This window comes from Janthinobacterium sp. J1-1, from assembly GCF_030944405.1.
In the GTDB taxonomy this organism is placed as follows: Bacteria; Pseudomonadota; Gammaproteobacteria; order Burkholderiales; family Burkholderiaceae_D; genus Janthinobacterium.
Map to the genome: position 1 here is coordinate 6,104,193 of NZ_CP132339.1, position 13,303 is coordinate 6,117,495.

Annotated in this window: 8 protein-coding genes; 6 read left to right on the plus strand and 2 right to left on the minus strand. The window is 66.3% G+C overall.

All coding sequences use genetic code 11. The annotated features are described in order from the left end of the window. Positions 1–300: 300 nt before the first annotated feature. Entirely contained in the window at positions 301–1,065 is a 765-nt protein-coding gene (gene xth, locus Q8L25_RS27870; protein WP_308922469.1) for an exodeoxyribonuclease III, read from the plus strand. Here the strand turns inward: xth and Q8L25_RS27875 are convergent. Further along, the gene (locus Q8L25_RS27875; RefSeq protein WP_308922470.1) at positions 1,062–4,340 is read right to left on the minus strand and encodes an EAL domain-containing protein; all 3,279 of its coding nucleotides are present in this window, start codon (positions 4,338–4,340) and stop codon (positions 1,062–1,064) included. The genes xth and Q8L25_RS27875 overlap by 4 nt on opposite strands. Before the next feature lie 198 nt (positions 4,341–4,538). Between Q8L25_RS27875 and prpR the strand changes: the two genes are divergently transcribed. From prpR to Q8L25_RS27900, 5 genes are all read left to right on the plus strand, one after another. Next, the gene (gene prpR / locus Q8L25_RS27880; protein WP_308922471.1) at positions 4,539–6,161 is read left to right on the plus strand and encodes a propionate catabolism operon regulatory protein PrpR; all 1,623 of its coding nucleotides are present in this window, start codon (positions 4,539–4,541) and stop codon (positions 6,159–6,161) included. Positions 6,162–6,171: 10 nt separating this feature from the next. Then, positions 6,172–7,098, plus strand: a complete 927-nt coding sequence (locus tag Q8L25_RS27885; RefSeq protein WP_308922472.1) for a phytanoyl-CoA dioxygenase family protein — start codon at positions 6,172–6,174, stop codon at positions 7,096–7,098. A gap of 109 nt (positions 7,099–7,207) precedes the next feature. Further along, positions 7,208–8,098: an alpha/beta hydrolase gene (locus Q8L25_RS27890; RefSeq protein ID WP_308922473.1), complete on the plus strand. Its 891-nt coding sequence runs from the start codon at positions 7,208–7,210 to the stop codon at positions 8,096–8,098. A gap of 16 nt (positions 8,099–8,114) precedes the next feature. Next, positions 8,115–9,149 carry a histidine kinase gene (locus tag Q8L25_RS27895; RefSeq protein ID WP_308922474.1) on the plus strand — a complete coding sequence of 345 codons (1,035 nt, stop codon included), beginning with the start codon at positions 8,115–8,117 and terminating at the stop codon, positions 9,147–9,149. After that, positions 9,146–9,850 carry a LytTR family DNA-binding domain-containing protein gene (locus Q8L25_RS27900; protein WP_308922475.1) on the plus strand — a complete coding sequence of 235 codons (705 nt, stop codon included), beginning with the start codon at positions 9,146–9,148 and terminating at the stop codon, positions 9,848–9,850. The genes Q8L25_RS27895 and Q8L25_RS27900 overlap by 4 nt, the downstream gene beginning before the upstream one ends. Here the strand turns inward: Q8L25_RS27900 and Q8L25_RS27905 are convergent. Continuing rightward, entirely contained in the window at positions 9,847–13,197 is a 3,351-nt protein-coding gene (locus tag Q8L25_RS27905; RefSeq protein WP_308922476.1) for a S41 family peptidase, read from the minus strand. The two genes, Q8L25_RS27900 and Q8L25_RS27905, sit on opposite strands and share 4 nt — an antisense overlap. Positions 13,198–13,303: the final 106 nt, after the last annotated feature.

Sequence of the window (13,303 nt, forward strand, 5' to 3'; positions counted from 1 at the left end):
CAATATGCCATTTTAGTAGTGTTTATCGCGTTTTAGCGAGAAACTTTACACCTTTATCGTGTTTAGCTGCTCTTAAATAACATCAACACAATCAAATTTGGCAAATCAACCATGTGGCTTGATCAATCATACACAAAAACCGAAACCGCATGCGCCACGATTGGTTAAAACTATAGTCTTTTTTGAACCTTATCTTCCCGTAGGGCAAATAAACCACACCCGTCATCTTGCCATGCCGGTACGCCGGCTGGCGCCATGCGGTAAGATTCGCCGCTATCGCCCCCTTAAGGAACCTCTCCCATGAAATTAGCCACCTGGAACGTCAACTCGCTGAAAGTGCGCCTGCCGCAAGTGCTGCAGTGGCTGGCCGACAATCCGGTCGACATCTTGTGCCTGCAAGAAACCAAGCTGACCGACGACAAATTCCCTGCCGCCGAGATCGCGGCGGCCGGCTACCAGGTGGTCTTCAGCGGCCAGAAAACCTATAACGGCGTGGCCATCCTGTCCAAGCTGCCGATCGAGGACGTGGTCAGGAACAATCCCCGCTACGAAGACGCGCAGCAGCGCATCCTGGCCGCCACCATCGGCGGCGTGCGCGTGGTGTGCGCCTATGTGCCGAACGGCCAGAGCGTCGATTCGGACAAGTATGAATACAAGCTGGGCTGGCTGGCCGCCCTGCATGACTGGCTGGCCGACGAAGCGGCCGCGCATCCGCAACTGGCGGTGGTGGGCGACTACAATATCGCGCCGGACGACCGCGACGTGCACGACCCGGTCGCCTGGGCCGGCCAGGTGCTGGTGTCCGACAAGGAACGCGCCGCGCTGCAGCGCCTGTTCGACCTCGGCCTGGTCGATTCCTTCCGCCTGTTCGAGCAGGCCGAAAAAACCTTCAGCTGGTGGGACTACCGCCAGCTGGGCTTCCGCCTGAACAAGGGCCTGCGCATCGACCATATCCTGCTGTCGGCGCCGCTGGCGGGCCGCTGCAGCGCCTGCGTGATCGACCGCGTGCCCCGCAAGTGGGAACAGCCGTCCGATCACGCCCCGGTGATCGCCACCATCGATTAATTCGTTCTTCGTTCGAGCAGTACCTGGGCATTGGACACCGGCATCGGCGCCGAGAACAGATAGCCCTGCGCATAGCGGCAGCCTTTGTCCTGCAGCAGGGCGAACTGCTGCTCCGTCTCCACCCCTTCGGCCACGGTCGACAATTGCAGGCTGTCGGCCAGCGCGATGATGGCCGAGACGATGGCGCGGTCTTCCGCGCTGGTTTCCAGGTCCTTGATGAAGGCGCGGTCGATCTTGATCTTCTTGACGGGAAAGCGCTTCAGGTAGGCCAGGCTGGAGTAACCGGTGCCAAAGTCGTCGATCGACAGGCGCAAGCCCATGGCGTTGATCTGGCGCAGGATCTCCAGGGTCTGCTCGCCCTGCTGCATCAGCGCCGTCTCGGTGATTTCAAACTCCAGCAGACCGGGCGCGATGCCGCTTTCCTCGATGGTGGCGGCGATCGACGCCACCAGGCCCGCATGCATGAACTGGCGCGGCGACAGGTTGACCGCCAGCGGCACCGGCTGCAAGCCCTGGCGCAGCCAGTCCATGCTCTGTTCGCAGGCCTTGCGCATCACCCATTCGCCGACCGGCACGATCATGCCGTTCTCCTCCAGGATGGGAATGAAACGGTCCGGCATCACCAGGCCATGGCCGGGCCGGCGCCAGCGCAGCAGCACCTCCATGCCATGCAGGGTACGCGTGGCGATATCGATCACCGGCTGGTAATACAGCTCGAACTGGTCCTGCGCCAGCGCCGTGCGCAGGCTGCTTTCCAGGTCGAAGTGGATCGCCGCCGCCTGGTTCATCTTCTGCGTGAAGAACTGGTAGTTGTTGCGGCCATTGGCCTTGGCGTGATACATGGCCGCGTCGGCATGGCGCATCAGCGCGTCGACATCGGCGCCGTCGTCCGGATACAGGCAGATGCCGATCGACGGCGTGATGTGCAGCACGTGGCCCTCGAGCGGAAACGCCGGCGTCAGCGACTCGATGATCTTGGCGGCCACCGTGGCCGCTTCTTCGGCGCCGCGGATGCCCGGCACCAGCACCACGAACTCATCGCCGCCCAGGCGCGCCACCGTGTCGCTGGCGCGCACCGCGCGGCACAGCCGGGCCGCCACGTCCTTGAGCAGAATATCGCCCGTCATGTGGCCCAGCGAATCGTTGATGTTCTTGAAGCGGTCCAGGTCGATGAACATCACGGCCAGCTTGCGGCCCGAGCGCTGCGAGGCCAGCATGGCGCGCTCCAGGCGGTCGGCCAGCAGCGCGCGGTTCGGCAGGCCGGTCAGGCTGTCGTGGTAGGCCATGTGGTGCACGCGCGCCTCGGCCTGGCGCCGCTCGGCGATCTCGCCCTGCAGCAGGGCGTTGGCGCCGGCCAGTTCGGCGGTGCGCTCCCGCACCCGCAATTCCAGTTCGTCGCGCGCGCGCAGCACCGCTTCGGCCGCCTCGCGGCGCGCCGTCACGTCGTCGACCAGCCACACCGAGCGGCCATGCGCATGCGCCAGGTCGAACGGGCGTCCTGACAGGCGCGCCCAGAAGCGGCTGCCGTCCTTGCGCACCAGCTGGTATTCCGACATGTGCACGCGGCCGGCCTCGAAGTCGCGCGCCGTCTCGCCGCGCGCCGCCTTCCACGACGCCAGGTCCGGGTACAGCGCCTGCACCGACAGGCCGTTGATCTGCCCGGGACCATAGCCGAACAGCTCTTCCATCTTGCTGTTGGCATGCAGGTTGTAGCCGTTTTCGATCACCGAAATCCCCAGCACGGCGCTGTCGAGGATGGCCTGGTTTTCCAGCAGCGCATTGCGCAGGGACTCTTCGGCGCGCTTCGCTTCCGTGCGGTCTTCGATGATCCAGATGGTGCCGGCCGCCGCATCGTCCGGATTGACGACATAGGCGATCAGCTGGCCCCACAAGGTACTGCCGTCCTTGCGCTGCATTTCCACTTCGGTCTGGAACGGCTTGCCCACCGACAGGAAGGGAAAGGCGGCCGCACCCAGCCTGTCGTAGGCATCCTGCGACAGGTACAGCGCGCGCCCCGGCAGGCCCAGCGCCTCGTCGCCCTTGTAGCCGAACATTTCGGCAAAGCCCAGGTTGTAGCGCGTGATCAGCCGGTTCTTGGTAAACAGGATGCTGACCGAGGCATTGGTCATGATGGCCGCCACTTCCATCTGCGTCTGGCGGCTGGCGCTGACGTCTTCCAGTATCCAGATCGTGCCCTGCTCGCTGCGTTCCTGGTCGACCGCCTTGGCGCGGATGCGGCACCAGAACAGGCTGCCGTCGCGGCGCCGGAACTGCGTTTCTTCCTGCTCGTACGGCAGGCCCTGCCCCAGCAGCGGCGTGGCCAGCGCGCCAAACTCGGCGTAGGCCTCGGGCGAGGGGAACAGCGCCGCAGCCGGCATGCCCGTCATCTCCTGCTGCGCATAGCCGAACATCTCGGCAAAGCGCGGATTGCAGCGCAAGACCTGGCGCGAACGCGAAAACAGGATGCCGACCGACGCGTTGTCGAGGATGGCCTGCTGTTCCACCATGGCCCGGCGCAGCTGGTCTTCATCGCGCCGGTGGTCGCTGATGTCCTCGACGATCCACACCGTGCCGTCCTGCGTATTGAGCGGATCGACGGCGCGCCCGTGCAGCCGGCTCCAGAACAGGCTGCCGTCCAGGCGCCGCAATTGCAGTTCGGTGCTGAAGGAGCGGCCGATAGACAGCAGCGGGCCGGCCTCGCGGCCCAGCGCCTCGTAGTCTTCCTGCGAGCGGTACAGCGCCACGCCGGCCATGCCGGTCAGCTGGTGGCGCGCATAGCCGAGCATTTCGGCGGCGCGGCTATTGCATTCCTCGATCACGCCATCGCGTGAAAACAGGATGCCGACGGCCGCGCTTTCCAGGATGGCCTGCTGTTCCAGCAGCGACTTGCGCAGCGCCTGCTGGTCGCGCTGCTGCACGCTGATGTCGGCGAATACCAGGGTGGCGCCAGCCAGGCCGGCGCCATCAACCGGCAGCAAAGGCCTGGCCCAGACCTGCACCGCGATATGCGCATCGATGCCCTGCAGGCAGCTGTCCCATTCGCGCTCGCGGCCGTTTGGCCCCAGCGCGGCGCGCAGCATGCTGGTGCTGGACGCGCGGTACGCGTCGCTGAAACAATCGGCCAGCAGCCGCCCCGACACATCCATGCCCAGCATCCGCGCCAGCGCGTCATTGGCGGCCACCACCATGCCGCAGGCGTCGCAGGCGCAGGCGGGCAAGGCAATCAGCTGCAAGGCATCGGCAATGAAATCAGGGCTGGTCGGAACGCGGTTCATGGACACCACAAGGTTGAAAAGACGGCAAACGTATGCATTCAGGCAACAAGATGCTGACAGATCATAAACCAGTTTCACCGGATTTTTCCAACTGACGCCAGAGCGGCACGCGCAAGCCATGGCGCGTGCCGGCGATACAACAGACCACTTGCCTGTTTCACCGTCAGACAGCGAAGCAAATGCTTTACAATCGGCCCCATGCGCCGCCCTTCCCTGCCCATGCTGGACCACCGCGACAAGCCCGTCATCTGGACCGTCTCGGTCTCGCGCCTGTTCGACCTGTTCCGCGACATCACCCTCGAATACGACCACCTGGCCACCATCGAGCCGATCAACCTGGGCTTTGACGACGCCGTGCGCCATATCCGCGAACGCATGGCCGTCGAACGCTGCGACGCCGTGATCGCGGCCGGCTCGAACGGCGCCTATCTGAAAGGCCGGCTGTCGGTGCCGGTGATTATCGCCAAGGCCAGCGGCTACGACGTGATGCAGGCGCTGGCGCGCGCGCGCCGCATCTCGCCGCAGATCGGCGTGGTGACCTACCAGGATACGATGCCGGAACTGGCCGAATTCGCATCCACCTTCGGCTTTCGCATCGCGCAGCGCAGCTATGCCACCGAAGAAGACGCGCGCGCGCAGATCAATGAACTCAAGGCGGCCGGCGTGAAAGCCATCGTCGGCGCCGGCCTGGTGACCGACCTGGCCGAAGAGGCCGGGCTGGCGGCCGTGTTCGTGTATTCGGCCACGGCGATCCGGCGCGCCTTCGACGATGCGCTGGAACTGGCGCGCCTGACCCAGCTCGAAGCGAACCGCGGCAAGCGCGCGCCCGCCGGCGAAGTGCAGCGCGCGCGCCATGGCCTGCACGATTTGCGCGGCGAGTCCGACACGATGGAAGCGTTGCGCCAGTCGGTGGTCCTGTTCGGCAAATCGCCGGCGACGGTGCTGATCCAGGGCGAGACGGGCACCGGCAAGGAACTGGTGGCGCAGGCGATCCACCGCGAAAGCCCGCGCAACCTGGGCGTCAACCGGCCGTTTGTCGCCATCAATTGCGGCGCCATCGCCGAATCCCTGCTGGAATCGGAACTGTTCGGCCACGAGGACGGCGCGTTTACGGGCGCGCGCCGCGGCGGCCACGCGGGCCTGTTCGAGGCGGCCAACCACGGCACCCTGTTCCTGGATGAAATCGGCGAAATGCCCCTGCCTTTGCAAACGCGCTTGCTGCGCGTGCTGGAAGAGCGCGAAGTGGTGCGCGTCGGCGGCACGCGGCCGATCCCGATTCACGTGCGCATCATCAGCGCCACCCACTGCGACCTGGAGCAGCGCATCCGCGAAGGACGCTTCCGGGCCGACCTGTTCTACCGCCTGGCCGTGCTGCGTCTGCAGCTGCCGGCGCTGCGCGAGCGCGCGGGCGACATCGCCGGCCTGATGGAGTGGTCGCTGAAAACCGCGCTGGCCGCGCTGGGCGCGCGCCCGCAGCCGAACCTGCATGCCGAGCTGCTGGCCTGCGCGCCGCTGCTGCGCCGCTACGGCTGGCCCGGCAATGTGCGCGAACTGCGCAACCTGGCCGAACGGCTGGCCCTGTTCCTGGCGGCCGAACCGCTGCAGGCGCTGACACCGGCCTTTATGCTGGCCGTGGCGCCGGAGTTGGGCGCGAGCGGCGACAGCGTGCCGCAATCCCCTTCCTTGCCGGCGGCGACGCTGTCCGCGCGCGAAGAAAGCGCGGCCGAAGTGCTGGCCCGCTTCGGCGGCCGGCGCGACGCGGCCGCGCAACACCTGGGCATCAGCCGCACCACCTTGTGGCGTCGGCTGCGCGCGTCGTGATGGAGACGCCATGATGGATGACATGCCATTGCTGCGCAGCCTGTGGCAGCGCAGCGCCGGCCCGGCCGGTGACAAGGGCGCCGCCACGCCGGCGCGGCATCAGCAGGAAGTCAGGGCGCTGTACGCGCGCGGCATCTTCATGGACGATGCGCTGCAGTTCCTGTTCCACCAGCGGCCATCGCTGGACGCATTCCTGGCCTGGACCACGGTGCGCACGCGCGCGCGGCCGGCCCACGCGTTTGACATCGTCGACGACGTGCTGTCCTTCGATGAGCTGCAATTCTGGGAGCGCAACGGCTACGTGGTGCTGCGCGGCGCCGTGCCAAAAACCCAATGCGCGGCGGCGCAGGCCGCGATCTGGGACTACCTGGGCGCCAGCCTCGATGACCGCGCGTCCTGGTACCGGGCGCACCCGGGCAAGGTGGGCTTCATGCTGCAGTTTTCCGACCATCCGGCGCTGGAAACCATCCGCCACCAGCCGCGCATCCGGCGCGCCTACCAGCAACTGTATCGCAGCGAGGCGATTTATCCGACCATCGACAAGGTCAGCTTCAATCCGCCGCAAGCCGCGGACACCTGCTTCACGGGCAGCCCGCTGCACTGGGATACCAGCCTGGCCTTGCCGATCCCGTTCAAGCTGCAAGGCCTGCTGTACCTGGGCGACTGCGCCGCCAGCCATGGCGCGTTTCACTGCGTGCCGGGCTTCCAGCACCGCATCGGCGACTGGCTGGCGACGGTACCGCCCGGCCACAATCCGCGCGAGTGGGCGCTGCAGCAGCTGCGGCCGGTGGCAGTGCCGGGCCAGGCCGGCGACTTCATCATCTGGCACCAGGCCCTGCCCCATTGCGCCACGCCCAACCTCGGCGACGTGCCAAGAATGGTGCAATACCTGAGCTACCATGCCGACGATGGCGTAGACCAGGAGGAGTGGATCTGAGGGCGGCGGCGCCGTTCATCCCGCGGTATCGCCACTCATCACCTGGCAGTAGCCAAGCGCAGCGCGCTTCGCCAAGATCGGCCTGTCGATCACTTACCCGGAGCCTGCCATGACCCTCTTCCTGCTGCGCCGCTGCGCCGCCTTTTTCACCACCCTGGCCATCGCCTGCGCCGCCCAGGCTGCGCCCGTATCCGCCCGCACGGCCTTCCAGGTCGCCGTCACCGGCCAGGGCGCGCCCGTGATCCTGATTCCCGGCCTGGCCTCCTCCGGCGAGGTGTGGCAAGCCACGGTCGCGCGCCTGTGCGGCGACGCTCGCCCGCAGCGCCAGTGCCATGTCCTGACGCTGGCCGGTTTTGCCGGTGTGCCGAAGATCGAAGGAGATTTGCTGGCGCAGGCCGAAACGCAGCTGGCGGCCTATATCCGCGATCATCAACTGGGAAAGCCGGCCATTATCGGCCACAGCCTGGGCGGCTTCCTGGCGCTCAAACTGGCCATCGGCCATCCGCGGCAGGCGGGGAAACTGATCATCGTCGACTCGCTGCCGGCGCTGGGCGCGGCCCAGTTGCCAAGCATCACGCCGGAACAGCTGCAAGGCATGGCCGCGCAGATGCGCAGCGCCATGCGCGCGCAGGATGGCGCCGGCTTTGCCGAAGGCCAGCGCCGTTCGGTCGCCAGCATGGCCGGCAAGCCGGACGACGTGGCGCGCATCCTGGACTGGGGCGCGCGCTCGGACAGGAACACGGTGATCGACACGATGGCCACCCTGATCGGCACGGATTTGCGCCAGGACGTGGCGCGGATCGCCTCGCCCACGCTGGTGCTGGGCACCTGGATCGCCTACAAGGATTATGCGCCGCGCGCCGCCACCGAAGCCGTGTTCCGCAGCCAGTACCAGCAGCTGCCGGGCGTGCGGGTCGTCATGAGCGATGCGGCGCGCCACTTCATCATGTACGATGATCCCGACTGGCTGCATGGCCAGATCGAACAATTCCTGAACTGAGCCGCCTGCCCTTTGCATGAAACATTCGCCGCCCCTGCTCGCCCGCTTGAACTGGTACTGGATCTTCCAGCTGGCGGGCTGGAACATCGCTGCAATGCTGAGTTTGCTGAGCCTGAGCCGCGCGCCTCTGAGCTGGGCCATCCTCGGTGTCTGCTGGTGGGGCGCCGCCAGCGGGCTGCTGCTGTCGATGGCCTGGCGCCGCGTGCTGCAACGGCGCGGCTGGATCCACGGCCGCTTCGCCTGGCAGTATGTGCTGCCCGCCCTGATGCCGCTGGCGCTGGCGCAGTGCGCGCTGGCGGGACTGGGTTACGTGGTGCTGCAGCCGTTCGGCCCGGTCACCAGCCTGAACTGGCTGCCGTCGGCGCTGATTTCCTGGTTCACGACCTTCCTGGTCTGGACCGTGCTGTATTCGATGGTGCAGTCGCTGCGCCGCGCCAGCCGCTTCGAAGCCGAAGCGCTGCGCCTGGAAGTGCTGGCCAAGGACGCCGAGCTGCGCGCGCTGCAGGCCCAGGTCAACCCGCATTTCTTTTTCAATAGCCTCAACAGCGTGCGCGCGCTGGTGTTTGAAAACCAGGCAGCGGCCGCCGGCATGGTCGACCAGCTGGCCGCGCTGATGCGCTACACGCTGCAATCGAACCGGCACGACACCGTGCCGCTGGCCGACGAATGGCAGGCGGTGCAAACCTACCTGGCGATCGAGGCGATCCGCTTCGAAGCGCGGCTGCGCGTGACCCTGGCGTTTGAGGCGGGACTCGCCGCCGTGCGCATCCCGCCGATGGCATTGCAGACGCTGGTGGAAAACGCCGTCAAGCATGGCGTCGAACCGTGTTTGCATGGCAGCGAGATCGCCATCAGCGCCAGGCGCCACCATGACGGCGTCATCATCACGGTGAGCAACACGGGAGTGCTGCGCGCGCCATCGGGTTCGCCTCGTACCGGGCTGGCCAACGTGCGCCAGCGCCTGCATCTGGCGCTGGGCCCTGCGGCCACGCTGTCGCTCGATGAACGCGACGGCGCCGTGCATGCCGTGCTGCTGTTGCCGCAGCCATGAGCCGCTTGCGCGTCCTGCTGGTCGACGACGAACGCCTGGCGCGCGCCGAATTGCGGCGCCTGTTGCAAGCCCATCCCTCGGTGGAGATCGCCGGCGAGGCGGCCAGCGCCTTGGAGGCGATGGCGCAGATCGCGGCGCTGCAACCGGATTTGCTGCTGCTCGACGTGCAGATGCCGGGCGGCTCGGGTTTTGATTTATTGGCCGCGCTCGACCACGCGCCCGACGTGATCTTCTGCACCGCCTACGACCAGTACGCGCTGCAGGCGTTTGAAGTGAGCGCCCTCGACTACCTGCAAAAGCCGGTGCAGGCGCAGCGCCTGGCCACGGCACTGGCGCGCGCCGGTGCCCGAGTTCAGGCGCTGCCGGCATCGGCAGCGCGCAAGATCTTTATCAAGGATGGCGAGCGCTGCTGGTTCGTGGCGCTGGCCGACATCATGCTGTTCACCTCGGAAGGCAATTACGCGCGCGTGCATTTCGGCTCGCAACAGCCACTGATGCCGCGCTCGCTGAACCAGCTCGAAGAACGGCTGGACCCGGCCCAGTTCCTGCGCGCCAACCGGCGCCAGATCGTCAACCTGGCGCACGTGAAACAGGTGACGGCGAATGCGGCCGATGGCCTGGAACTGCTGCTGGCCGACGGCACGCAAGTCGAGGTATCGCGCCGCCGCGCGCAGCAGTTCCGCGCCGCCGCCAGCCTTTAGCGCTTCAGGGCCGGTATCGGCTGCGCCTGGAACTGGCGCAGCGGCTGCTCTTTCAGCTTCCTGGCCAGCATCTCCAAAGCCACTTCCAGCTGGCGGTCGCCGCCATTGAAGGTGGCGTGCGGCGGGTTTTCCACCTCCACGTCCGGCACCACGCCGACGCCTTCGATCAGCCACTGTCCATCGACGCCAAACTGGCCGTTTTCCGCCACGCGCGCCATGCCGTTGTCCAGCAATCGGGTATTGTCGCTGAGCCAGACGCCGGCGCCGGCCGTGCGCTTACCCACCAGCGGCGCCAGTTTCAATGCCTTGATGCCGGCCGCAAAAGTCTCGCCGTCGGAATAGGTCAGCTCGTCGACCAGCACCACCAGGTGGCCACGGAAGGTGTTCTGCATGTTCGACGACGGCTGCACGCCCGGTGGCGCCCAGAAGGCCCAGGCCTTGCGCAGCAGCTTTTCGATGATCCAGCTGTCGATATTGCCGCCGTTATTGCGGCGCACGTCGATGATCAGGCCATCGCGGTTGATATTGGCATAAAAATCGCGCGCGAACGAGGCGATATCGCGCGCCCCCATGGCGCGCAAATGCAGGTAGCCGATGCGCCCTTGCGAGCTGGCCGCCACCTGTTCCGCGCGGCTCAGCTCCCAGTCGCCGTAGCGCAGCGCCGTCTGTTTCGCCATGTCGACCGGCGTGACGATCACGGCGCGTGGCGCGCCGTTGCCCCGTTTCACCTGCAACAGCACCTGCTTGCCGGCCTGGTTCAGCAGCAGGTCGCTGATATCGCGCGCCCCCAGGGCCGGCTTGCCATTGACGGCCGTGATCACGTCGCCTTGCTTGACGTCCACGTCCGGGCGCGACAGTGGCGCGCGCTCGGACGGCAGTTCCGGCTCGCTGCGGTAGATATGCTCGACCACATAGCCGTCCCTGGCGCGCGCGAGGACGGCGCCCAGGCCGGCCGGCGCGCCTTCCTGTTCCGTGCGGCGCAATTCGCCGGGGCGGATCTGCGAATGCAGGGCGCCCACTTCGGCCACCATCATGCCCAGCAGGTCGTTGAGTTCGGCGCGGTCGGTCACGCGCTCGACCAGCGGCGCATATTTGTTGCGTGCGGCCGTCCAGTCGACGCCGCGCATCCTGGCGTCGTACAAAAAGTCGCGGTGCAGACGCCAGGCGTCGTTGAACATCTGCTTCCATTCCAGGCGCGGATTCGACACAAAGGTCCAGTCGTCGACCTTCACCTTGGCTTTCGTCAGGTCGGTCGGCAGCTTGGCGCCCGCCTCGATCACCAGCATGTCGCCGGGTCCGGTCTCCGCCGCAGTACGGTAGTACAGATGTTTCTTGTCCTGCGCCAGGTCGAACTCGCGCACATTTGCCACCAGCAGTTCGGGCTTGGAACCGGTGTTGCCGATCGCCAAGGTCTTCAGGCTGGCCTTGTTGTCCGCGCCGTCGCGGTCCAGGAAATACAGGCGCTTGTCGTCCACCGCCAGCGCCGTGTAGTTGCCGGCCGCCAGCGGCACTTCGTACAGCCGCGCCGCCAGGCCATAGCTGATAATCGCCGGCAAGCTGGCCGGCGCCTTTTTCACGGCCGGCTTGCCACCCGCTTTTTCCAGCGCCTTTTCGGCCGCCAGTTCGGCCGCCTTTTCATCGTCCGTTTCCGCTGGCTTCACGCCTGGGCGGCTCAGCTCGTCGTCGGGCTGGAAAGGAAAACGGTTGCCCGGCTGCAGCGCCAGCGCATACACACCGACCCGCTTGTCGAACACGGGCCCCATGTTGCGGTCGCCCCAGGGCGAGCCATTGGCCAGCTGGAAATTGCGCGCCGACAGAAAATACAGCCAGCGGCCATCGGGCGAAAACATGGGCGAGCCCGAGGTATAGCGGTCGCTGGTAACGAAATGCAATTCCTTGCTGGCCAGGTTGTACAGGCCGATCTGTTCGCGCTGCTCGTTGCTGGCCACCCGCACCAGCGCCAGGTTGCGGCTGTCGGGCGACCATTGCACCTCGTCGTGCTTGTCGACGCCGGCCTTGCCCGCGTCGTCGATCAGCTGATTGGCCTTGGTCGCCAGGTCCAGCAGCCAGAAGCGGCCCTTCTTGTCGCTGTGCGCCAGATAGCGCCCGTCCGGCGACGGATACAGCTTCCAGCGGTGGCTGTCGCCCTCGGTGGTCAGGCGTTCGCCGGGACCGGAACCGTCGGCCGCATAGCGCCAGATCTCGTTTTCGCCGCTGGTGTCGACGATGGCGTAGACGAATTTTTCATCGCTGCTGAAGACGGCGTCGCGCGCGCGGGCGCCTTCGGGAATCGCGATATCGACCCGGCGCTGGCTGCCGGTGCCGGCGATGCTGACCCGTCCGCGCGCGGTGAGGATAATCCGCTCATCCTTGCCGGACAGCTGCACATTCGACAGCGTATCCAATGGCGAACGCACCTGGCGCGCGCGCTGCTGGTCGAAGTCCGAGACCAGGCTGATCGGCAATGGCGGCGAGTCCGTGCCCGCCGCCAGATCCAGCACCTGCAAGTCCGCGCCCAGCTGATACACGATCTTGCCGTCGCCCAGCGAGGCATTGCGCACGTCCCACTGCGTGTGGCCGGTGATCGCGCGGCGGTCCGAGCCGTCCGGCAGCATGCTCCACAGATTGTCGCTGCCGCTCTCGTCGCTGATGTAATAGACCCTGCCCTGCCACCACATGGGGCGCTTGTTGTTGCCGTCACGTACAGCGGCGTCCGCATGCAGGGGCACCGCCTCGTTCTTGCCGTCCAGCTCATAGCGCCACAGCTGGGCATGCGCGCCACCGCGGTAGTTGCGCACATTGTCGTTGGTCATGGCGAGACCGAAGCGCGTGAAGAACAGCGTCTTGCCCGCATCGTCGAGCACGGCGTCGTTGGCGTCGGCGACCGGGAACACGCGCCGCGTGAGCTTGACGGGATCGATGGCGGCGACGATGCGCCGCGAGGCGGGGCCATCGGTATTTTGCGTGCTGATCAGCACTTCGCCCTGCGCCGTCCAGCCCAGCACCAGCACGCCGCCATTGTCATACGAGATGCGGCGCGGCAAGCCGCCCGCCAACGGCATCACATAGGCGTCCTGCGCCCCTTCGTACGAGGCGGAAAACGCCAGCCACTGGCCGTCGCGCGAGATGGCCGCATTGGTTTCATAGCCGGGATGGGTGGTCAGGCGCTGGGCAGGGCCGCCGCGCACGTTGCTTTTCCACAGATCGCCTTCGGCGGTAAACACCACGGTGTCGCCGCGCACGGCAGGAAAGCGGAAATAACTGGCGGCGGAGGCAGCTTGCGCGGCGGCGCTGCCCAGCAGGCCGGCGGACAACAGCAGCAGGGTGAGACGATGGGAAAGATTCATGTGGGCATCCAGGTGGCGGTCAGGGCTGCGGCATGGACATCATGTCGATACCGGACAGCAATTCTGGCATAAAGCGCCCCGAAGAAAACCTTCTTTATTAGCCATA

Coding starts and splice junctions, on each gene's coding strand:
- Q8L25_RS27900 (WP_308922475.1), top strand. CDS start 9,146: ATGAGCCGCTTGCGCGTCCTGCTGGTCGACGACGAACGCCTGGCGCGC.
- prpR (WP_308922471.1), top strand. CDS start 4,539: ATGCGCCGCCCTTCCCTGCCCATGCTGGACCACCGCGACAAGCCCGTC.
- Q8L25_RS27885 (WP_308922472.1), top strand. CDS start 6,172: ATGATGGATGACATGCCATTGCTGCGCAGCCTGTGGCAGCGCAGCGCC.
- Q8L25_RS27890 (WP_308922473.1), top strand. CDS start 7,208: ATGACCCTCTTCCTGCTGCGCCGCTGCGCCGCCTTTTTCACCACCCTG.
- Q8L25_RS27895 (WP_308922474.1), top strand. CDS start 8,115: ATGAAACATTCGCCGCCCCTGCTCGCCCGCTTGAACTGGTACTGGATC.
- Q8L25_RS27905 (WP_308922476.1), bottom strand. CDS start 13,197: ATGAATCTTTCCCATCGTCTCACCCTGCTGCTGTTGTCCGCCGGCCTG.
- Q8L25_RS27875 (WP_308922470.1), bottom strand. CDS start 4,340: ATGAACCGCGTTCCGACCAGCCCTGATTTCATTGCCGATGCCTTGCAG.
- xth (WP_308922469.1), top strand. CDS start 301: ATGAAATTAGCCACCTGGAACGTCAACTCGCTGAAAGTGCGCCTGCCG.